Source organism: Microbacterium phyllosphaerae, assembly GCF_050628115.1.
Classification (GTDB): Bacteria; Actinomycetota; Actinomycetes; order Actinomycetales; family Microbacteriaceae; genus Microbacterium; species Microbacterium phyllosphaerae_A.
Window position 1 is genome coordinate 812,215 of record NZ_CP192502.1, and the last position, 19,905, is coordinate 832,119.

Here is a 19,905-nt window from a genome sequence, read left to right on the forward strand (position 1 = left end):
GTCACGCGAACGGATCCGAGATGCCGATGTACGTCGTCTCGAGGTACTCGTCGATTCCCTCGAAACCGCCCTCGCGGCCGAGACCCGACTGTTTGACGCCGCCGAACGGGGCCGCGGGGTTCGAGACGAGGCCCGTGTTGAGCCCGAGCATTCCCGTCTCCAGTCGCTCGGCGAGACGAAGCGCGCGATTCAGGTCGCGCGTGTATGCGAAGCACACCAGGCCGTACTCGCTCGCGTTGGCGAGGCGCACCGCCTCGTCCTCATCGCGGAACGCCGTTATGGGCGCGACCGGACCGAAGATCTCCTCCTGCAGGATGCGCGCGGACTGCGGCACATCGACGAGCACCGTCGCTGGATAGAAGTACCCTGCCCCCTCTGGCGTCACGCCACCGAGCACGAGACGCGCGCCGTCTTCCACCGCTCCGCCGACGAGTTCGGCCACCTTCTCGCGAGTCGACTCGTCGACCAGCGGGCCGAGCGTCGACGCTGGATCCGTGCCGCGGGCATGCACCGTCTGCCGCATCCGTTCGACGAGACGGCTCGAGAACTCGTCGACGATGCTCTCGTGCACGAGGAAGCGATTCGCGGCGACGCACGCCTCCCCGCCGTTGCGGAGTTTCGCGATCAGCGCGCCGTCGACCGCGGCGTCGAGATCGGCGTCCTCGAACACGATGAACGGAGCGTTGCCGCCGAGTTCCATCGACACGCGAAGCACCTGGTCGGCGGCGTCGGCGATCAGCCGTCGACCGACTTCTGTCGAGCCCGTGAACGACAGCTTGCGCAGCCTCGCATCCTTGATGAGCGGTCCGGTGACGGCGCCGGCGCGCGTCGTCGGGATGACGTTGACCACGCCGTCGGGCACCCCTGCTTCACGCAGGACCTCGGCGAACAGCAGGGCAGTGAGCGGCGTGAGGGCCGCGGGCTTGAGTACCGACGTGCACCCGGCGGCGAGCGCGGGCGCGATCTTTCGGGTCGCCATCGCCAGAGGAAAGTTCCACGGCGTGATGAGCAGGCTGGGGCCGACGGGTCGCTTTGCGACGAGCAGCCGGTTGCGACCGTCGGGAGCCGTGGCATAGCGCCCTGAGATGCGCGGCGCCTCTTCCGAGAACCAGCGCAGGAACTCGGCGCCGTAGCCGACCTCGGCTCGCGACTCGGCCAGGGGCTTTCCCATCTCGAGCGTCATGACGAGGGCGAAGTCGTCAGCGCGGGCGGTGACGAGCTCGAAGGCGCGGCGGAGGATCTCACCGCGCTCGCGCGACGGAGTCGCCGCCCAGGACGCCTGCGCAGATGCGGCGGCATCGAGCGCCGCGGCGCCGTCTTCGGGCGCAGCGTCTGCGACGTGGGCGAGCACTTCGCCTGTCGAAGGGTCGTGCACAGCGAAGGTCGCACCGGTCGCGGACTCTCGCCACTCGCCTCCGATGAACAGCCCGGTCGGCAGAGACGCCAGCAGCTCCTGCTCCCGAGCGGCGGTCATGCCGCCACCTCCGCCGCGTGCTCGCCGGCCTCGCGACGCAGGTCTCGTCCGAGCATCTCCTCGTAGAGACGCACCGGCGTCATCTCGCCCGCGAGGTCGCCGAATCGCGCTCGCGCCCTGCGGAAGATCTGCTCGACCAGCGACGACAGCTCCACCGGCATGCCGACGGATCGCGCGAGATCGACAGAGAGCCCCAGGTCCTTGCAGGCCAAGGCGATGGCGAATCCTTCGTCGTAGTCGCCGTGGTCGAGGATCGAGAGCACGTCGCGCGAGACGAATGTGCTGTTCGCCGGGCTCGCGACGAGCGCATCGCGGAGCACTCCGAGATCGACGCCGGCGGCGACGCCCACCGAGAGCACCTCGGCCGTCGCGACGAGGTGAGAGAACCACAGCTGGTTGATCATGAGCTTCACGGCGTAGCCGGCACCGTGGCCGCCGACGTGGAGGATCCGCTCGGGGTCGCCCATCGCCTCAAAAACGGGACGCAGTCGAGCGACGTCGACCGCATCGCCGCCGACGAAGATCTGCAGCATCCCGTTCGCGGCACCGATCGACATCCCGCTCACCGGAGCGTCGAGCAGATGAAGGCCGCGATGCGCCTCGGTGCGGCGGATGCCGTCGAGCACATCTGGCACCGACGTCGACATGTCGACCCAGGTGCCGCCGTCGGGGAGGCCGGCGACGATGCCGTTCGCTCCGGATGCCACAGCCGCTACGTGCTTCGGTGTCGGCAGCATCGTGATGACGAGATCGGCGGAGGCCGCGACCTCGCGAGGACTTTCGGCCCAGCGGGCGCCCTCGGCGAGCAGCCCTTCTGCAGACTCTCGTCGCAGATCGGTGACGACCAGGGGATAGCCCGCGGCCTGAAGGTTCTTGGTCATCCCAGATCCCATGTTGCCGAGTCCGATGAACCCGACGGTGGGAAGGGGGCCAAGCGGTGACCGGGTGGAAGCGTTCATGGAGCTATGCATCTTTCGGTGGAAGGTTCGGGGTGTAGAAGGGATTCGTCGGGCTGTGCCGTGCGGCCAGGACGTCGTCGATCGCGGGGAGTGAACGCGCCCCGTTGGCGAGCGCGGTCTTCGTGGCCTCGCGATTGTTCAGATACACGAGGTCGGCGTCGTCGGCGGACGGGTTCACCCAGACCGCCGCGATGAGCGCGTGGGTGTCGGCCTGCTCTGCGGAGACGTGTCCCTCAGCCACCGCGTCGGCCACGCCGGCGGCGACTCCCGCCTGCGCCGGCCCCCAGATGAGGAGGCCGTGGTCGTCGCTCGCCGGCGCCGACTTCGTGACGAACAGCGTCAGGGGTTTCACGGGCAGAGACGGTCGGAGAACTGCGACGAAGGGCACATGCCCGGCGGTCGGCGTGGCCAGTGCCGTGGCCCACGCCGTGCCCGCAGGGCCGTCGCGGTGACCGAAGACGGTGTTGATGTGCGCAGCGTTCACGCCGCTTCCGATGAAGCTCTCGCCGATCTGCAGCGCGGCGGTCATCAGATCAGGTCCTGCTCTTCGAGCCACTCGATCGCGACATCTTCAGGGTCTTCACCCTCGACGTCGACGAGGGCGTTGAGCTCTTGCATCACCTCAGTGGTGAGCAACGGGCTGACCTCGGCGATCACGTCGGCGATGGCCGGGTACTCGTCGAGCGTCGACTGCTTGAGCGTGAACCCGCCCTGGTAGCTCGGGAAGAACTCCTTGTCGTCCTCCATCACCACGAGTCCCAGAGCAGGAATGCGCCCGTCGGTCTGGAAGACCTCGCCGAAGTTGCAGTCATCGCCCTTCTCGGTCGCGGTGTAGATCACGCCGGTGTCGAGCATGGTGATGGAGGCATCGAAGCCGTATGCCTCGCTGAGACCCGGCATGCCGTCATCCCGAGTCGAGAACTCGCTCTCGATGCAGAATGTCTGGTCGCCGGCCGGGAGGGCCGCGACATCGCTGAGAGTCTCGACGCCGAGCGCATCGGCCTCGGACTCGCGGATCGCGAAGGCGTAGGTGTTGTTGAACGGCGCCGGGTCGAGCCACGCGATGTCGTTCTCCGCGTCGGCTTCCTTCACGGCGTCGAACTGCGCCTCAGCTCCCTGCACCGGTGCGGTGTTGCCGTTGTAGGTGATCCATGACGTGCCGGTGTACTCCCAGTAGCCGAGGAACTGATCGTTCTCGAGCGCCTGGCGCACGTTCGCCGAGCCGACGAGCTTGGTGTTCGCTTCGACATCCGCGCCGTGGGCGTTGAGCAGTTCGGCAGTGAGGTAGGCGAGGATGTACTGCTCGGAGAAGTCCTTGGAGCCGATCTCGCCCGTGAGACCTTCGAGCTCGTCGCCCTGTGCGCCCGCGCCGCCGCCGGCGCCGGCCGAGCAGCCGGTGAGCGCGATGGCACCGAGAGCCAGGACGGCGATCGAGGATGAGGCGAATCTGGATGTCTTCATGTCGAGTTCCTTTCGGAGGGATTCGGGTGTGTTCGTGCAGTTCAGAGAGGTCAGAGACCCTTGGGGCGGACGATCTCCTCGACGAGGCCGGCGGCCCAGTCGATGAGGACCGCGATGGAGGCGACGAGCACGGCGCCGACGACGAGCACCGGGTACCGCTGCAGCTTCAAGCCGTTGATGATCATGTCGCCGAGCCCGCCCGCGTTGATGAAGGTCGCGACGGTGGCGACTCCGACCGCGAAGACGAGCGCCGTGCGAAGACCCGCGAGGATGACGGGCGATGCCAATGGCAGCTCGACCCGGCGCAGCACCTGGGCGGGGCGCATCCCCATGCCACGGGCGGATTCCTTGATGCTGGCATCGACCTGCGCGAGACCCGTGATCGTGTTCTGCAGCACGGGCAGGAAGGAATACACGACGAGCGCGACGAGGGCGGTGGTGAAGCCCGTCTGCCAGACGATGGCGAGCAGGATCACGACGCCGATCGCGGGCGTCGCCTGCCCGATGTTGGCGATGCCGATGACCGTTGCGCGGAAGACCCGAGAGCGCGACCGGCTGACGGCGATGCCCGCCGGAATCGCGAGGATGGCGACCAGCACCGCGGCGAGGATCGACAGCACCAGGTGCTCGCCGATGCGGGCGATGATGTAGTCGCCGTTGAGGGTGCGCTGTTCGATCGAGTCGAGTTCGAGACTCGATACCCACAGGAATGTCGCCAGAAGCACGAGGGCGACGACGATCAGCGGCATCGTCCGTCTCAGCAGCGTCGGCATCCTTCGACGCGGAGCGCGCTGGGTCTGCAGCACCGTCGTCGCCGACGGCACGACCTGGTCGGTTGTCATCGTCATGCCTCCGCCGTGCGCTGGGCGTCGTGCGGGCGGGGCTCTGCACCGAGGGCTGCCGAGATGGCCGCCTGATCGATCGAGCCGACAGGCCGACCCGCGCGTGAGACGGTGATGCGCGGCGCACCGGTGAGCACGAGCAGGTCGAGCGCCTGGCGCAGAGACGAGGTCTCATCGATCGTGGCATCGGGTGCTGTCGGGTCGATCGAGCCGATGCGCGCCGTCTCGACGGGGATCAGCGCGAGGCGCTTGAGGGCGGCACCTTCGCCAATGAACGAGCGCACATAGTCGTTGGCGGGCTCGGCGAGGATGCGAGCCGGGGTGTCGAACTGCTCGATCCGGCTGCGGTCGCTGAGCACCGCGATGCGGTCGCCCATGCGGATCGCCTCTTCGAAGTCGTGCGTGACGAAGATGATGGTCTTGCCGATATCGGCCTGCAGCCGAAGGAACTCGGCCTGCAGCTTCTCGCGGGTGATCGGATCGGTCGCGCCGAACGGCTCGTCCATGAGCATGACGGGCGGGTCTGCGGCGAGGGCACGAGCCACGCCGACCCGCTGCTGCTGACCGCCGGACAGCTGGCGCGGATAGCGGTCGGCGAAGATGCCGGGGTCGAGCTGCACCGTCGTCAGCAACTCTTCCACTCGGGCTGCGGTGCGCTGTTTCGACCAGCCGAGCAGCCGCGGAACGACCGCGATGTTCTCGGCGATCGTGAAGTGCGGGAAGAGCCCGATCTGCTGGATGACGTAGCCGATGTGGCGGCGAAGCTCGTTGCCGTCGAGCGAGAGGACGTCGTCTCCGTTGATTCGGATCGACCCGGAGGTCGGCTCGATGATGCGGTTGATCATCTTCATCGTCGTGGTCTTGCCGCATCCGCTCGGACCGACGAACATGACGAGTTCACCGGGTTCGATCCGCATTGAGAAGTCCTCGACGGCAGGATTCGCCTGCCCGGGGTACTGCTTCGTGATCTGGTCGAGGACGATGTCGACGCCCGCCTGCTGCGATGCGAGAGAAGTGAGAACGCCGGTGTTCGTGGTGATGTCAGGCACGGAGACCCCTTGAGGTGGTGAGACGGGCGACGAGGATGAGGATGCCGTCGAGGACGAGCGCGAGGATGATCACGGCGACGGTGCCGGTGAGCGCATAGTTGAGCGCGTTCTTGGACCCGAGCGACGACAGCCCCTTGAAGATGTATTCGCCGAGACCGGGGCCGGCGACGTAGGCGGCGATCGCCGCGATGCCGACCGTGAGCTGCGCGGCGACGCGAATCCCCGTCATGATCACCGGCCACGCGATCGGAAGCTGCACAGTGAACAGCACGCGGGTCGGCCCCAGTCCCATCCCGCGAGCGGATTCCAGCACGGAGACCGGCACCTCCCTGAGTCCGACCACGGTGTTGCGGACGACTGGCAGCAGCGAGTAGAAGACGAGAGCAACGACAGTAGGAAGCCAGCCGAGGCCGAGCACGGGGCTGAGGAGAGCGAGCAGAGCGAGCGACGGAATGGTGATCGCGATGGCCGCGGCAGTGAGCACCGACGTCCGGGCGATCCGCCTGTTGCGCACCAGGATGCCGAGGCCGACACCGATGACCGAAGCGAGCAGCACAGAGATGACGACGACGACGAGGTGATCCCGAGTGAGCTCGAGGATGTCGTCAGCGCGGCGTGTGAGGAAGGCCGTGAGGTCTTCCCAGTTGAATCCGGTCAAGAGGGCTCCTGTCTCGTCGTTGAGGCCGGTACCGGGTGTGTACTCACGGTACTGGCTGTATCCATTTGGTCAAAGGGTGTTGCGCGTATGGCAACTGCATTTAGACTTCGAGCATGAATCGCTCAGTGGGAAACGGTGTGCGCCGCAACTCGTCGGGGTTGGCTCGGGACTTCGAGATCCTCGAGATCCTCGGCTCCGACGAGGCCTTGCGGTCGGGCGGGCTCGGCGTATCGCAGGTCGCGCAGTTGACTGGACGCGACAAGGCCGTCGCGTCACGAACCCTCGCGACTCTCGCCGAGACCGGGCTCGTAGAACGCGATGACGAGACTCTTCGCTACATGCTCGGCTCGCGGCTGTACGCACTGGCCGCCCGAACCGCCAGCACCTCGCTCGTGCATGCGTCGCGGGGGATCCTCCGACGTCTCGTGCAGTCCACGAGGGAGACGAGCCACCTGTGCGTACTCAGAGGTGGCAACGTGCTCACTCTGATGAGCGAGCTGAGCCCTCACGATGTCCGCACGACCGGATGGGCGGGGACCACCACGGCCGCATGGCGCACCCCGTCTGGTCGCGCGCTCCTCAGCGACTGGGATGAGGATGCGCTCGAGCAGTGGTATGACGACCACGGACGAGATCAGCCGCTCGTGGGACGCTTCGACCAATCCGACGACTCCGTCTTCCCGGTGCTCGATGCGCCGCCTCCCGGCAACGCCCCGGTGACGGACTTCGCCAGCCTCCTCACCGAGCTGGGGCGGATCCGCGACCAGGGCTACGCGCTTTCGGACGAGGAGCTGGAGTTCGGCGTCGTCGCCGCGTCTGCACCGATCACGGATTTCACGGGGCGCGTCGTCGCGGCGATCAATGTCAGCGCCCCCAAGGCCAGAATCGGATCGCGCCTGGATGCGCTCGGCACCCTCGTGGGTCGAGCATCCCGTGAGCTGTCCTCACGCCTCGGCGCCACCCCGGATCGATAATTGAAGAGACGGCACCGAGCGCCCACGCCTCCGCACCGCGCGGCAGACCGCTCGGACGCCAGGAAGAAGAAGCACATGAAAGCTCTCCGTTACGTCGAGATCGGCAAGCCTCCGGTCGTCGTCGACATCCCGATTCCTCAGCCCGGACCGGGTCAGGTGCTGCTGAAGATCACGGCGGGCGGCGTCTGCCACTCCGACGACTACGTCATGGGCCTTCCCGAGAAGGACTACCTCGAGCAGAGCTATCCGCTGCCACTGACGCTCGGCCATGAGGGTGCGGGCATCGTGCACGAGATCGGCGAGGGCGTCGACTCGACGCTGAAGGTCGGCGACGCCGTCGCGGTCTACGGTCCGTGGGGCTGCGGCCGCTGCCACAACTGCTCGCAGGGCATGGAGAACTACTGCACCAACGCCGCCGCCGAGGGCATCCGCCCTCCCGGTCTCGGTAGCCAGGGCTCGATGGCCGAGTACATGATCGTCGATGACGCCCGCCACCTCGTGCCGCTCGGCGACCTCGACCCCGTGCAGAACGTCTCACTGACCGACGCCGGCCTCACCCCGTACCACGCGATCAAGCGCTCGCTCCCGAAGCTCGGCGCCGGTACCTTCGCCGTCGTCATCGGCACCGGTGGGCTCGGCCACGTCGGCATCCAGATCCTGAAGGCGATCTCGGGCGCCACGGTGATCGCCCTCGATGTCAACGACACGAAGCTCGAGCTCGCCACAGAGGTCGGCGCAGACCACGTGCTGATCAGCGATGCATCTGCCGCCGAGAAGATCCGTGAGATCACCGGCGGCCTCGGCGCGAACGCAGTGTTCGACTTCGTGGGCGCGAACCCGACGATGGCCCTGGCACAGAGCGTCGCCGCTCTCGATTCGGATGTCACGATCGTCGGCATCGGCGGCGGAACCATGTCGCTCGGCTTCGGCGCGATCGCCTACGACGCCGCCGTGCGCATCCCCTACTGGGGCTCGCGCTCTGAGCTGATCGAGGTCCTCGATCTCGCCCGCGCGGGCAAGATCCACGTGCAGACCGAGACCTACTCGCTCGACGACGGCCCGAAGGCATACGAGGATCTCGCCGCGAACAGCATCCGCGGCCGCGCGGTCATCGTCCCGTAGACGGCGATCGTGCAGAGTGCGGCCGCTCCGACTCGCCCTCGGGGCGGCCGCTGCTTTCTGCGGCGACGAACAGAACGCCACACAGCCCGCGGAGAGGGATCGCGGATGCCGCGTCAGAGCACCGAGCTCTGCTCCAGTTCATGCAGATGGGGTGGGGCCGCACCGGTTCGGGACACCGCGACGGCCGCACTGGCGAGCGCAGTGTCGGCGGCTCTTTCGAGCGCCCTCAGGACATCGGCGTCAGGAGCGAAGACGTCGGCGGTGAGCGCCGCGACGAGGCCCCCGGAGACGATCCCGTAGACGAGGCCGGACATGAACGCGTCGCCGGCACCGATCGTGTCGACCACCGTCACGGGCGACGCTCCCCTCGCCACCGGTTCTCCCGCACCCGCGATCGCGGTGACACAGCCCGCGCCTCCTCTCGTGACGACGGCCATCCTGGCTCCCAGAGCGAGCACGTGCGCGAGCACATCTTCGACGCTGCGACCGGGGTAGAGCCAGTCGGCATCCTCATCGCTCAGCTTGACGACGTGCGACGCGGCCATGATCGCCTCGACGCGCACGGCGGCATCCGCTCGCGGGCCGAGAAGCGCGGGCCGGATGTTCGGGTCGTACGTGCGCAGGGTGCCGCTCGGCACCGTCGCGAGCATCGCCTGCACGGCACCGGCTCCGGGTTCGAGCGCCGCGCCGATCGACCCGACATGGATGAGGTCTGCCTCCGCTGCCTCGGCGATCGCGTCCGACTCGGAGAGGGTCCATTCGATGTCGAAGTCGTAGACGGCCGCGCCGTCGTCGCCGATCACGGCGGTGGCCCGAGAGGTGCGGCCCCCGACTCTGAGGCTCGCCGCGGTCAGAGCGACGCCCTCACGGACGAGGTGGTCTTCGAGCATCCGACCGAACTCGTCATCGCCGATCCGGGTGAGCAACCTCGTATCGAGCCCCAGCCTGGCGAGGCCGACTGCCATGTTCATGGGCGATCCGCCCGCATGGGGCAGGCCGTCGACGACATCGACGAGGGCCTCACCCACGACGAGGCAGCGGGGAGTCAGCATCCCCTCTCCGCGATATCCGCTCGCACCCCATCCAAGGATCCCCCGACGGCTGTCACGGTGTACGTGCGCGGAGACGCGACGGGGATCAGCGCAGTAAGCACCCTCTCGCCGTTCTGTGCGAACAGCTCGACGGACGACACCCTCTCATTCAGATCGTCGACCCAGAGGTCCCACCCGATCTCGTCCCGCCGGTCGAGAGTCATCGAGGGCGACCCGCGAAAACCTGACGGCATCCCTTCGCCGAGACGCTCGAGCTCGACCCGTCCGCTCGTGCGGTCCTGACGGATCACGACCCGTCCCTCCTCCGATGCCGACTCGATGTGGAGTTCGATGCTCTGGGCATCGCCGAAGGTCGCGGTGAAGCGGATCCGCGCGGCGCCGGCGACTCGTTCGGCGAGCGCGACGCCACCGGCCATGCTGAGGAGGTCGATGCTCTCCTCGACCTCGAATCCGATCGCCGGGTGCTGTCGCAGTCGTTCGACTCCCTCCGCATCGCGAGTGAGCGAGAGCCTGCGAGGAAGAGTCATCGCGCTGCGGCGCTCATCGGAGTCGTGGGTCGGGATGCGACCGGCATACTTCCAGTTGTCCATCCAGGCGATGAGCGTCCGCTCGCTGCGCGAGAGGCCGTCGAACGTGACACCGGCGTAGCAGTCGGGCCCGAAGTCGATCCATCCGTAGCGTTCCAGCTCGTCGCGGGTCTGACTGCCCGCTCTCAGCAGCTCGCGCGTCGGAGCGGCGTGGGGAACGGAGGCGCGGAACGTCGTGCCGTCGAAGTCGCCCACGACGTAGTGCGTCCCCGAACCACCCGCGATGCCCCCGGGGTTCAGGCTGATCAACAGCACCCAGCGCACGTCGGTCTCGTCGCCGTCGACGGCGAGCGGGAACATGTCGGGGCACTCCCAGACGCCGCCGACGGGGCCGGCCGGACCGTAGGACGACAGGTAGGTCCAGGTCTTGAGGTCGTCGGATCGGTGAAACAGCACCTGGCGGTCCTCCGCCTCGACCGCGACCATCACCCAGTACCCGTCTCCCCCGTCGTCGTAACGGAACACCTTCGGGTCACGGAAGTCGCTCGTGCCGCGGTCGAGCACGGGATTGCCGTCGTACTTCGTCCAGACGTACCCGCCGTCGGTGCTGTACGCGAGAGCCTGCGACTGATGCCCCGGCGCCGCGGCCGTATAAAGAGCGACCAGCGGAGGCGCCTCGGCCGTGCCGAATCCCGAGGTGTTGCCGTGGTCGACCACGACGGAGCCCGAGAAGATCTGCGCATCGTCATCCCAGAGGATCGCCGGGTCGTGCTCGGTCCATCGCACGAGGTCGGTGCTCGTCGCATGACCCCAGCTGAGGTTGGCATGCTCGACGCCCTGAGGGTTGTACTGGAAGTACAGGTGGTACAGGCCGTCGTGGAAGACGAGACCATTGGGATCGTTCATCCAGTTGTTGCGCGGGGCGAAGTGCAGTCGCGGGCTCGCGGTGCGGACCGGGGGAAGGTCAGTGGGGGTCACCGGACAGTCGTCTTTCTCTGTGATGGGGACGTGCGTCACTTGCCGACGCCCGCTGTGAGTCCTTCGCGCAGCGGCTTCTGCCCGAAGAAGAACACCAGAAGCGCGGGGATCATCGAGAGGATCACGCCGGCGAGCACCGTCGAGATGCTGCCGGTGCCGAGGTTGCCCTGCAGCGTCACGAGCCCCAAGGGCAGAGTGAAGTTCTGCTCGCTGATGGTCATGATGAGCGGCCGGAAGAACTCGTTCCAGTGATAGTTGAAGGCGAGGATCCCGACGATCGCGAGTGCCGGCGTCGCCAGCGGCAGGTACACGCCGAAGAACGTGCGCCAAGGCCCCGCGCCGTCGAGCTGCGCGGCTTCACCCAGTTCCGTCGGGATGCCCATGAAGTACTGCCGCATCAGGAATGTGCCGAACGCGGTGGGCAGGGCGGGCACGATGAGCGCCAGAAGCGTGTCGGCGAGCCCCATGCCCCTCACGAGCATGAACACGGGCACGATCGTGACCTGCAACGGAACCATCATGGTCGCGAGGATCAGAGCGAACAGGATCTTCTTGCTGCGGAACTCGAACTTGGCGAAGACGTAGCCCGCCATAGCCGCGGAGAGCATCTGCCCCGCGGCGACGAGCATCACCACGAGCGCGCTGTTCCAGGCGTACAGCCAGAGCGGGATCTTGGTGAAGACGTCGGCGAAGGCTCCGAAGCCGACCGTGACCTCTTGAGTGACGCTGTCGGTGGGCGAGAGCGCCGTGATGAGCGTCCAGACGACCGGGCCGAGAGTGAGGAAGGCTGCCAGCCCGAGGATGACGAATTTGCCGCCTGTGCCGAGGCTGTGGGCCCACGAGCGCTTCGTGATGATTGTCGTAGTCATGATGGCCTCACCCGTAGAAGACGAATCGGCGGCTCAGCCGGAACTGGATGGCCGTGACGAGCATGATGAGAAGCGTCAGCACGATCCCGATGGCAGAAGCACCGCCGAAGTCGAGCTCCCGGAAGGCGGACTCGTAGATCACCATCACGGCGGTTCTGGTCTCGTCGCCGGGGCCGCCGCGGGTGAGCACCCACGGCTGATCGAAGATCTGCAGCGCATTGATGATGGCCATGACCGACGCGACCAGCAGGGTCGGGCTCACGAGGGGCAGCGTGATCATGCGGAACTGCGTCCACCCGGCTGCGCCGTCGAGCGAGGATGCCTCATAGACCTCGCTCGGGATCGCGGCGAGCCCTCCGATGAAGAGCAGGAACGTGAAGCCGAAGTTCTGCCACACGTACACCAGCAGCACCACGACCTTCGCCCCCCACCCGGTCGTCAGCCACCCGACGTCGGCGATGCCGATCAGGTTGAGAGTCTGGTTCACGAGCCCGAATTCCTGGTTGAACAGGTACGCCATGATCAGCGAGACGGATGCGGCCGACAGGATCAGCGGGAAGAACAGCGACGACCGGAAGAAGGTGCGCAACCACGCCGGCATCTTCGATTGGACGAGGATGGCGAGCACCAGCGCGACCGTGAGCTGCAGGATGACCGCCACGATCACGAAGCCGATGGTGTTCAGGAAGGACACGCGCACCGTCGGGTTCATCGCGAGGTCGACGAAGTTGTCGACTCCGACGAACACCGGATCCGAGATGATGTCCCAGCGGAAGAACGCCAGGACGAACGATCCGACGATGGGGACGAGGTTGAACAGCCCGAGGCCGATCAGGGTGGGAGCCAGGAAGACCCAGATGATGGACCGGCCCGAGCGGGCGACGGTGCCGGTCTCGCCGCGTGCCCCCGGCGGGACGGTGAGGGTTCGAGTGCTGCTCTCCGACATCATCGTCCTCCCAGCGCGATCTCGAGGTCTCGCTGCATCGTCTCCAGACCCCGGCGCACTCCGGAAGGGCCGTTGGTGATGGTCGACACCACGTTCTTGAGCAGGGCGGACTCGACCGCCGCCTGCTGGGGAGGAGCCGGCATCGGGCCCGTATCGGGGAACTTGTCGAGGGTGTCGTAGAAGACCTCCCAGTGGGCGGGGCCCACCCCTGCTCCGTACAGTTCGGCGTTGAGCGAGCGACGAGGAAGCGACGAGTCGGGCCTCGGGTGGGCGATCTTCATCCCCTCGACGGAGACGCAGTACTTGAGCCATTCCCAGGCCTCGTCCTTGCGCGGAGAGGTCTCCATGATCGTGTACCCGCCCGCGCCGAACTGGTGCCGCTGCCCCGACATCCGCGGGAAGTAGGTGACGTCGTACGCGTCGTTCGCGACGCCTGCCTCTTCGAGACCACGAACCCAGAATCCGCCCGCGGGCGTCATCCCGACCGCGCCGGTGGAGAACAGGGAGACCAGCTCGTTCCCACCGCCCTGGGCGGGATTCGCGGCAAGCCCTTCCGAGACCATCCGCTCCAGCACCGAGAAGCTCTCGACGGCCTGGTCGTTGAGCGCGTCGGCCTGCTTCCACACGTATCCTCCACTGCGGGCAGGCTGGTCAGGATAGAAGCGATTCCAGAACCAGTCGCCTCCGCCTGCCTTCTCCTCACGCAGGAAGCTCGTGTTGTTCACGTAGAGCCACGGAACGACGCCACCCCAGAGTCGGTTGTTCCAGAAATAGGGGAGGAACTGCTCGGGGGCGCTCTTCTTCATCGAGCGGGCCGTGGCGAGGAACTCCTCCAGAGTCCAGTTGTCGGCGGGGCGTTCGAGCCCCGCGCGCTCCATCGCCTGAGTGCTGTAGAAGACGTTCGCCGCATTGAAGTTGTCGGGCATCTGGAACAGGCTGCCCTGGTACATGAACGCCTCGATGAGCGTCGGGTTCACGTCGTCGAAATACTCCTGCATCTCCGACGCGTCCCTGCGCACGAAGTCGTCGAGCGGGTGCGCGAGACGTGAGGCGAACAGCTGCGATCCCTCGGTCGCGACCGTGACGACATCCGGCGGCGTGCCCGCCGCGATCATCGTGAGGATCTTCGCGAAGTACTCGCTCCAGTCCTGGCCCTGGATGGCCACGATGCGCACCTCGATGCCGGGGTGCTTGCGCTGGAATCCGTCGATCAGCGCCTGGCGCGCGACGGCATCCTGCGCGGTGCCGAAGAGGGCGACCGTCAGAGTGTCGGTTCCGCGCCCCGGGATGTCGGATCCGGTGAGCCGCGGCCACGAGACGACCGTGCCGACTATGCCCAATCCGATCGCGCCGAACAGAGCCCTGCGAGTGAGATCAACCACGATGTTCTCTCCTGAGTGAGTGACTCCGCGGGCGGGAAGCAGTATCCGCACGGAGGTGCTGAATTGATTCAGCACGCCGAGATTAGCATCGCGGATTGCGGGGTGCAAGCCTCCTGCTAAATCAATTCAACCCGAGTGGTTCCGTGGCGGTGCAGACACTGCCTAAGCTGGGGATGTCACGACAGGAGGAACCCGGTGCCGAAGAACGTCGATCGCAGGCCGACGCTCGCCGATGTCGCCGCGCTCTCCGGGATGTCGAAGACCGCCGTCAGCATGATCTTGAACGACCGGCCGGGCTCGCGCCTCTCGGCCGACGCCGCGCGCCGGGTCCGCGCCGCTGCCGAGGAGCTCGGCTACCGCCCGAACCCGGCAGCACAGAGCCTGCGGCTCGGCAAGACGAAGACCCTCGGCTTCATCTCCGATCAGATCACGGTGACGCGGTACGCATCCGAGATGATCCGCGGCCTGCTCTCCGCGGCGAAAGAGCACGGCCACACCGTCCTCATCGCTGAGACCGAGGGCGACGATGCGAAGATCTCGGACGAGATCCAGGCGATGATCGACCGCCGGGTCGACGGCATCATGATCGGGCTCCTCGGCGCCCGCATGATCGAGGTACCCGAGACGCCCGCAGACGTCCCCGTCGTGATCGTCAACGGCACGTCGACGACCGGGCACCCCTCTGTGCTGCCCGACGAGCGCGTCGCCGGCCATGCGATGGCGCGACTGCTCACGGATGCCGGACACCGCCGCGTCGGAGTGATCGGCAACAACCCCCGTGCGGTCTCGTCTCCCGTGTACTCGGTGACCATCGGCTCGCGATTCGACGGCATTCGCGCCGCGTTCGCCGAGGCGGGCGTCGAGCCGCTCATCATCGACGTTCCCGAATGGAACCCCGACATCGGATACACGCGGACGCTGCAGATGCTCGACGCGCACCCCGACCTCACGGCGATCCTGGCCGGCAACGACGGTGTGGCATTCGGCACCTACCAGGCGATCGCCGAACGCGGGATGCGAGTTCCCGACGACATCTCGGTCGCCTCCTTCGACGACGAGGAGCTCGCGAGCTTCCAGCGACCAGGCCTGACGACCGCCCGACTCCCGTACGACGTGATGGGTCGTACAGCGGTCGAGATGCTGCTCGGGGAGCGACCGCTCGACGCCGTGCTGATCCCGATGCCGGTCATCGAGCGGGCCTCGATCCGCCGCCTGACCTGACCCGCAGCGGTAACCTCGTTCCATGCCGCCCGCCACGCCGACACCTCCCTCGTCGAGCAGCATGGGCCGAGGGCTCGATGTGCTCTCCTCCGTCGCGACGCTCACCCGCGACCTCCGACCGGCCACGGTCAGCGTGATCGCGGATTCGCTCGGTCGTGAGCGCTCGCAGGTGTCGCGCACGCTGGCGAGTCTGGAACGCTCGGGCCTCGTCACCAGGGCGGCGGACCGTTCATTCGCCCTAGCGTGGGGATGGTACGCCGCTGCCCAGGAACTGAGCGCACAGCGCTTGCGCACGCACGGCCTGGTGGTGCTCGAAGACCTGTCTTCGCGCCTCGGCGAAGCCGCCTTCCTCAGCGTGCTGCAGGGAGACACGACGCTCACGACGCTCGAGAGCCTGCCCGCCGACTCGCGCATGATCGGGTCGTGGATCGGACGCGCCTACCCTGCCTATTGCAGCGACGCCGGCCGTGCCACGCTGTGGGACGCCTCCGCCGACGAGATCCGCGCGGTGTTCCGCGCCACCGAGTTCTCGCCGCAGGGGCCGAACACCCCCACCTCGATCGACGACTTCCTCTTGCGGCTCGACGACGATCGGCGCCGAGGGTTCGCGATCGTCGACCAGGAGGCGGAGCCTGGGCTCTACTCGGTCGCCGCTCCCGTGTGGGACCACCGCGGCGAGGTCGTCGCCGCGGTCCAGGTCATCGGCACGCGCGACGTGATGGCGCAGCGCACGGCGACGTGTGGTGAGGCGTGCGCCCTGGCGGCCGCCGACCTCTCCCGAGAACTCGGAGCCCCGTCAGCCGTTCTCGCGTAAGGGCCGATCCGCGCCGGCTGCGGCGCTGAGCTCGCCGGCGAACTGCACGAGCAGGGTTCGCGTGTCGCGAGTGATGCCCTTGGGCCGGTGCCTGCCGCGCACGGCCAGAGAGGCGATGACCTCACCCCCGCTGCGGATGGGAAGCGCGAACTCGTCGATGCCCTCGTCGTATTCCTCCGCCGCGGCGACGAGCGAGTCCGCGCGGTCCCGCTCGAGCAGTGCCCACACATCGCGCGTCGAACGAGCGGCCGTCGGTCCGCCGACCCCGACGAACTGCACGTCCTCGAGCAGCGCCTCGAGCTGCTCGAACGTGTGATCCCAGAGCAGCGCCCGGCCCGCACCTGTGCACCAGATCGGTGTGACGAGCCCCTCACGGATGGAGCGATCGAACCCATCGGCCGACCTCTCACAGCGCAGCAGCACACCGCGCGCGCCATCGGCGATCGTGATCAGGGCGTTGACACCGCGCTGCGAGGCGAGCGCCCGCAGCGCGGTGCGCGAGGCCCGCAGCCACGTCGTGTTGAGCACCGCAGCGGTACCGAAGAACTCGGGCCCCGCCGAGAACAGCGCATCGTCATCTCGAGTGAGCAGCTGTCGCGCTCGCAGCTCCTGAGCGAGCCTCGACACCCGGCTGCGCTCGATCCCCGTGTGCTCCGCGAGACGCGAGGCGTTGAGGCCCGGCCGCGCGCGACGCTCCTGCGAGACGGCCGCGTCGAGGAGCTTCAGCCCCTGCACCAGAGACGAGGAAGCCACCACCGGTCCTCCTTCGCTGCGGGTCGAGATCACGGCAATCCTATCCGGCGGCAGCCACCGCACGACGAGGCAGAAGGCGTCCCCACGCGACGTAGAGGTCGGCGGCGATGTGACCGTGCGCGCCTTCGACATCGGCCGAGGTGATCGCCTCGTCGCCCTGACGGCCGAACAGCACCACCTCGTCGCCCGGCGCTGCGGCGTCGATTCGGGTGACATCGACGAGAAAGCTGTTCATGGCGATCCGATCCACGATCGGTGCACGTCTCCCCCGCACGAGCACCTCTCCGGTTCCGCTGAGGCTGCGATGGAATCCGTCGGCATATCCCAGGGGGATCACGGCCAGACGCGAATCATGGTCGAGACGGTGCCACCGTTCGTAGCCGACCGTGCTTCCGCGACGGTAGACGTTGATCGCTGCGATCCGCGACACGACTCGCATGGCCGGACGCAGCGCGCCACCCACGGCATCGGTGTCCCCGTACAACCCGGCGCCGATGCGCACGAGATCGAACCGGGACGCAGGCACCGTGAGTGCCGCGAACGTGGTCGCGCAGTGCCGCATGATCGATGCATCCGCACCTGACCGCGCGAGCACAGTGCATGTCTCCTCGTCGAAGCGGGATGCACCCTCGACCACATCGGCGACGTCTTCGCAGGGGAAGTGGGAGCACAGGCCGATGACCTCCAGGTGCGGGTCTGCGAGCACACCGGCTGCTGCGTCGCGTCCGGCCGTCTCACCGAGCTCGATCCCGTCGCGACCGAGCTGCGTCGAGTTCAGAGACAGGTGCACTCGAATCCGGACGCCGCGGGCTTCGGCGAGCGCACTCACGACACGCGCGTGCTCCGCACCGCCGATCCACTCCTCCATGCCGAATCGGATGCCCTCGCCGATCTCGTCGCGTCCGCCGGGGCGCACCCGCATCATTCGCCCCGTGAACCCTGCCCGCCGCACGACCGCGGCGTCATCGTTCGACGCGACACCGATGATCGTGATCCCCTCCGCGACGAGCAGCGGGACGACGATGTCGATCCCGTGCCCGTAGGCATCGGCCTTCACGACCGCGCAGAACTCGACGTTCTCGCCGAGCTCTGCGCGGATCGTGCGGACGTTGTGGGTGATGGCGCTCTCATCGATCTCCACCCACCCCGCCACGGACACGGGGGGCGTCATGCCTCGACGGACTCGGCCTCGTGATCCTGCACGACATCTCGTGTGCCCTTGCGACCGTGACGCCACCAGAAGTAGAGGTAGCAGGCGCCGACGAACGGGATGCCGAAGTAGAGCGCGGCCACCTGGTTCGGGTCGAATGCGATCGCGATGATCGAGATGAGCAGCAGCGAGAAGGCGACGATGGGCAGCGCCGGGTAGAGCGGCGTGCGGTAGGCCAGATCCTGCACGCGTCCTCCTTCGCGCACGAACTTGCGGCGATGGAAGAACTGCGAGGCGACGATCGACATCCACACCGCGACGACCGCGAATCCGGCGATCGACACGAGCACCAGGTAGACCGTTCCGGCCGCGATCACACTCGTCAGCAGCGAGACGAGACCGATGAGGATGCTGACGCTCAGCGCGATGAGCGGCACACCGCGCCGGGTGAGGCGGGTGAACGCCTTCGGGGCGTGCCCCTCCTCGGCGAGCGAGAACAGCATCCGCGCGCAGGAGAAGAGTCCGCTGTTGCCGGCCGAGAGAAGCGCCGTGATGATCACGAAGTTCATGATGTCGGCGGCGTAGGGGACGCCGACGTACTGGAAGACGTCGACGAACGGGCTGCTGGTGACGCTGGCCTGGTCGTACGGCAGGATCGCCGCGATGACGGCGATCGCCCCGACGAAGAGCACCACGAGGCGCAGCACCGTCGAGCGCAGGGCACGGGGGATGTTCTTGGCGGGGTCCTTGGTCTCGCCCGCGGCGACACCGATGAGCTCCGAGCCGCTGAACGCGTAGAAGACGGCGAGGGCGGTGACGATCACGCCGCTGAACCCGTTCGGGAAGAGACCGCCGGGAGTCTCGAAGTTGCTGAAGAGCAGTGCCGGCGGATGCTCTGGCGACAGCGGTGTGAATCCGAAGATCGCCGCGCCGCCGAGCACGATCAGGCCGACGATCGCGATGACCTTGACCAGCGAGAACCAGAACTCCGCCTCACCGAACACGCGAGCCGAGATCGCGTTGAGCAGGAACAGCACGGCAGCGAAGATCAGGCACCACAGCCACACCGGAACCCCGGGGAACCAGCGCTGCATGAGGATGCCGGATGCCGTGAACTCGGATCCGAGCGCCACCACCCAGCAGAGCCAGTACAGCCAGGCCGTGGTGAATCCGGTCGCGGGTCCGATCGACCGGGAGGCATAGATGTGGAACGCCCCGGAGACGGGGTAGGCGACGGCCAGTTCGCCGAGGCACGCCATGACGAGGTAGACGACGAAGGCGCCGATCAGGTAGGCGACGATCGCGCCGAGCGGACCCGCCTGCGAGATCGTGTAGCCGGAGCTGAGGAACAGGCCGGACCCGATGACCCCGCCGAGCGCGATCATGATCAGGTGCCTGGCGTCCATGGTCCGCTGCAGACGCCGAAGCGGCACCTGGGTCGCCGTCGTGTTCGGCAGGACGTTGGGGAGGGACTTCTCCCCGGGAAGAGGCGTCATCGGAACTCTCAATCGGATTGTATGTGCATCATCGTCACATCAATGTGCCAATGAAGCAATAGATGGGTGTCTGCGGGGACACTATCCCCTGCGAGAACGGCGCCGCAAGACCCGAAACCCGGAATCTCTCCTGCGGGCCCCACCGCCGACGATCCGGCCGAGAAACTGCCATTCCGCC

The 19,905-nt window shown here is 67.3% G+C and carries 19 protein-coding genes; 4 read left to right on the forward strand and 15 right to left on the reverse strand.

The window, feature by feature from the left end; all coding sequences use genetic code 11:
- Position 1 precedes the first annotated feature (1 nt).
- The 7 genes from ACQ4LY_RS03625 to ACQ4LY_RS03655 all read right to left on the reverse strand — a co-directional run bounded on the left by ACQ4LY_RS03625 (position 2) and on the right by ACQ4LY_RS03655 (position 6,443).
- Positions 2-1,474 carry an NAD-dependent succinate-semialdehyde dehydrogenase gene (locus ACQ4LY_RS03625; RefSeq protein ID WP_431074615.1) on the reverse strand — a complete coding sequence of 491 codons (1,473 nt, stop codon included), beginning with the start codon at positions 1,472-1,474 and terminating at the stop codon, positions 2-4.
- A complete protein-coding gene (locus ACQ4LY_RS03630; protein ID WP_431074616.1) occupies positions 1,471-2,355 on the reverse strand; it encodes an NAD(P)-dependent oxidoreductase in 885 nt (294 codons plus the stop codon). The genes ACQ4LY_RS03625 and ACQ4LY_RS03630 overlap by 4 nt, the downstream gene beginning before the upstream one ends.
- An 82-nt stretch (positions 2,356-2,437) precedes the next feature.
- A complete protein-coding gene (gene fae / locus ACQ4LY_RS03635; protein WP_431074617.1) occupies positions 2,438-2,962 on the reverse strand; it encodes a formaldehyde-activating enzyme in 525 nt (174 codons plus the stop codon).
- Entirely contained in the window at positions 2,962-3,894 is a 933-nt protein-coding gene (locus ACQ4LY_RS03640; RefSeq protein WP_431074618.1) for a glycine betaine ABC transporter substrate-binding protein, read from the reverse strand. The genes fae and ACQ4LY_RS03640 overlap by 1 nt, the downstream gene beginning before the upstream one ends.
- A gap of 50 nt (positions 3,895-3,944) precedes the next feature.
- Entirely contained in the window at positions 3,945-4,742 is a 798-nt protein-coding gene (locus ACQ4LY_RS03645) for an ABC transporter permease (protein WP_431074619.1), read from the reverse strand.
- A complete protein-coding gene (locus ACQ4LY_RS03650) occupies positions 4,739-5,785 on the reverse strand; it encodes an ABC transporter ATP-binding protein (protein WP_431074620.1) in 1,047 nt (348 codons plus the stop codon). Before ACQ4LY_RS03650 ends, ACQ4LY_RS03645 begins: the two co-directional genes overlap by 4 nt.
- The gene (locus ACQ4LY_RS03655) at positions 5,778-6,443 is read right to left on the reverse strand and encodes an ABC transporter permease (protein WP_400862890.1); all 666 of its coding nucleotides are present in this window, start codon (positions 6,441-6,443) and stop codon (positions 5,778-5,780) included. Before ACQ4LY_RS03655 ends, ACQ4LY_RS03650 begins: the two co-directional genes overlap by 8 nt.
- Positions 6,444-6,556: 113 nt before the next feature.
- On the opposite strand from ACQ4LY_RS03655, the gene ACQ4LY_RS03660 reads away from it, so the two are divergent.
- Both ACQ4LY_RS03660 and ACQ4LY_RS03665 read left to right on the forward strand, forming a co-directional pair.
- Positions 6,557-7,417, forward strand: coding sequence for an IclR family transcriptional regulator (locus ACQ4LY_RS03660; RefSeq protein ID WP_431074621.1), 861 nt, complete (start codon positions 6,557-6,559; stop codon positions 7,415-7,417).
- 75 nt (positions 7,418-7,492) lie between these two features.
- Positions 7,493-8,539 (forward strand): NAD(P)-dependent alcohol dehydrogenase, encoded by a 1,047-nt coding sequence (locus ACQ4LY_RS03665; protein WP_431074622.1) that lies wholly within the window; start codon positions 7,493-7,495, stop codon positions 8,537-8,539.
- Positions 8,540-8,652: 113 nt separating this feature from the next.
- On the opposite strand, the gene ACQ4LY_RS03670 is transcribed toward ACQ4LY_RS03665, so the two are convergent.
- Genes ACQ4LY_RS03670 through ACQ4LY_RS03690 form a run of 5 tightly spaced genes read right to left on the reverse strand, consistent with a single transcriptional unit; the run spans position 8,653 to position 14,293 of the window.
- Complete coding sequence (locus ACQ4LY_RS03670) at positions 8,653-9,591, reverse strand: PfkB family carbohydrate kinase (protein WP_431074623.1); 939 nt, start codon at positions 9,589-9,591, stop codon at positions 8,653-8,655.
- Positions 9,585-11,096: a glycoside hydrolase family 32 protein gene (locus ACQ4LY_RS03675; protein ID WP_431074624.1), complete on the reverse strand. Its 1,512-nt coding sequence runs from the start codon at positions 11,094-11,096 to the stop codon at positions 9,585-9,587. The genes ACQ4LY_RS03670 and ACQ4LY_RS03675 overlap by 7 nt, the downstream gene beginning before the upstream one ends.
- Before the next feature lie 35 nt (positions 11,097-11,131).
- Positions 11,132-11,965 (reverse strand): carbohydrate ABC transporter permease, encoded by an 834-nt coding sequence (locus ACQ4LY_RS03680; protein ID WP_431074625.1) that lies wholly within the window; start codon positions 11,963-11,965, stop codon positions 11,132-11,134.
- 7 nt (positions 11,966-11,972) lie between these two features.
- A complete protein-coding gene (locus ACQ4LY_RS03685) occupies positions 11,973-12,911 on the reverse strand; it encodes a carbohydrate ABC transporter permease (RefSeq protein WP_431074626.1) in 939 nt (312 codons plus the stop codon).
- Positions 12,911-14,293, reverse strand: coding sequence for an extracellular solute-binding protein (locus ACQ4LY_RS03690; protein ID WP_431074627.1), 1,383 nt, complete (start codon positions 14,291-14,293; stop codon positions 12,911-12,913). The genes ACQ4LY_RS03685 and ACQ4LY_RS03690 overlap by 1 nt, the downstream gene beginning before the upstream one ends.
- 195 nt (positions 14,294-14,488) lie before the next feature.
- Here ACQ4LY_RS03690 and ACQ4LY_RS03695 point away from each other — a divergent pair, with 195 nt between their 5' ends.
- Both ACQ4LY_RS03695 and ACQ4LY_RS03700 read left to right on the forward strand, forming a co-directional pair.
- Positions 14,489-15,514 (forward strand): LacI family DNA-binding transcriptional regulator, encoded by a 1,026-nt coding sequence (locus ACQ4LY_RS03695; RefSeq protein WP_431074628.1) that lies wholly within the window; start codon positions 14,489-14,491, stop codon positions 15,512-15,514.
- 22 nt (positions 15,515-15,536) lie between these two features.
- Positions 15,537-16,328 carry an IclR family transcriptional regulator gene (locus ACQ4LY_RS03700; protein WP_431074629.1) on the forward strand — a complete coding sequence of 264 codons (792 nt, stop codon included), beginning with the start codon at positions 15,537-15,539 and terminating at the stop codon, positions 16,326-16,328.
- Here the strand turns inward: ACQ4LY_RS03700 and ACQ4LY_RS03705 are convergent.
- Genes ACQ4LY_RS03705 through ACQ4LY_RS03715 form a run of 3 tightly spaced genes read right to left on the reverse strand, consistent with a single transcriptional unit; the run spans position 16,311 to position 19,727 of the window.
- Positions 16,311-17,081: an IclR family transcriptional regulator domain-containing protein gene (locus ACQ4LY_RS03705; protein WP_431074630.1), complete on the reverse strand. Its 771-nt coding sequence runs from the start codon at positions 17,079-17,081 to the stop codon at positions 16,311-16,313. The two genes, ACQ4LY_RS03700 and ACQ4LY_RS03705, sit on opposite strands and share 18 nt — an antisense overlap.
- 40 nt (positions 17,082-17,121) lie before the next feature.
- On the reverse strand, positions 17,122-18,252 hold the full coding sequence (alr, locus tag ACQ4LY_RS03710) for an alanine racemase (protein ID WP_431074631.1): 1,131 nt from the start codon (positions 18,250-18,252) through the stop codon (positions 17,122-17,124).
- The gene (locus ACQ4LY_RS03715) at positions 18,249-19,727 is read right to left on the reverse strand and encodes an amino acid permease (protein ID WP_431074632.1); all 1,479 of its coding nucleotides are present in this window, start codon (positions 19,725-19,727) and stop codon (positions 18,249-18,251) included. Before ACQ4LY_RS03715 ends, alr begins: the two co-directional genes overlap by 4 nt.
- Positions 19,728-19,905: the final 178 nt, after the last annotated feature.

What these genes read in the sequence shown, in the direction of transcription:
- ACQ4LY_RS03685 (WP_431074626.1), bottom strand. Translation starts at nt 12,911, where the DNA reads ATGTCGGAGAGCAGCACTCGAACCCTCACCGTCCCGCCGGGGGCACGC.
- ACQ4LY_RS03680 (WP_431074625.1), bottom strand. Translation starts at nt 11,965, where the DNA reads ATGACTACGACAATCATCACGAAGCGCTCGTGGGCCCACAGCCTCGGC.
- ACQ4LY_RS03645 (WP_431074619.1), bottom strand. Translation starts at nt 4,742, where the DNA reads ATGACGATGACAACCGACCAGGTCGTGCCGTCGGCGACGACGGTGCTG.
- ACQ4LY_RS03630 (WP_431074616.1), bottom strand. Translation starts at nt 2,355, where the DNA reads ATGACCAAGAACCTTCAGGCCGCGGGCTATCCCCTGGTCGTCACCGAT.
- ACQ4LY_RS03715 (WP_431074632.1), bottom strand. Translation starts at nt 19,727, where the DNA reads ATGACGCCTCTTCCCGGGGAGAAGTCCCTCCCCAACGTCCTGCCGAAC.
- ACQ4LY_RS03660 (WP_431074621.1), top strand. Translation starts at nt 6,557, where the DNA reads ATGAATCGCTCAGTGGGAAACGGTGTGCGCCGCAACTCGTCGGGGTTG.
- fae (WP_431074617.1), bottom strand. Translation starts at nt 2,962, where the DNA reads ATGACCGCCGCGCTGCAGATCGGCGAGAGCTTCATCGGAAGCGGCGTG.
- ACQ4LY_RS03700 (WP_431074629.1), top strand. Translation starts at nt 15,537, where the DNA reads ATGCCGCCCGCCACGCCGACACCTCCCTCGTCGAGCAGCATGGGCCGA.
- ACQ4LY_RS03665 (WP_431074622.1), top strand. Translation starts at nt 7,493, where the DNA reads ATGAAAGCTCTCCGTTACGTCGAGATCGGCAAGCCTCCGGTCGTCGTC.
- alr (WP_431074631.1), bottom strand. Translation starts at nt 18,252, where the DNA reads ATGACGCCCCCCGTGTCCGTGGCGGGGTGGGTGGAGATCGATGAGAGC.
- ACQ4LY_RS03640 (WP_431074618.1), bottom strand. Translation starts at nt 3,894, where the DNA reads ATGAAGACATCCAGATTCGCCTCATCCTCGATCGCCGTCCTGGCTCTC.
- ACQ4LY_RS03670 (WP_431074623.1), bottom strand. Translation starts at nt 9,591, where the DNA reads ATGCTGACTCCCCGCTGCCTCGTCGTGGGTGAGGCCCTCGTCGATGTC.
- ACQ4LY_RS03625 (WP_431074615.1), bottom strand. Translation starts at nt 1,474, where the DNA reads ATGACCGCCGCTCGGGAGCAGGAGCTGCTGGCGTCTCTGCCGACCGGG.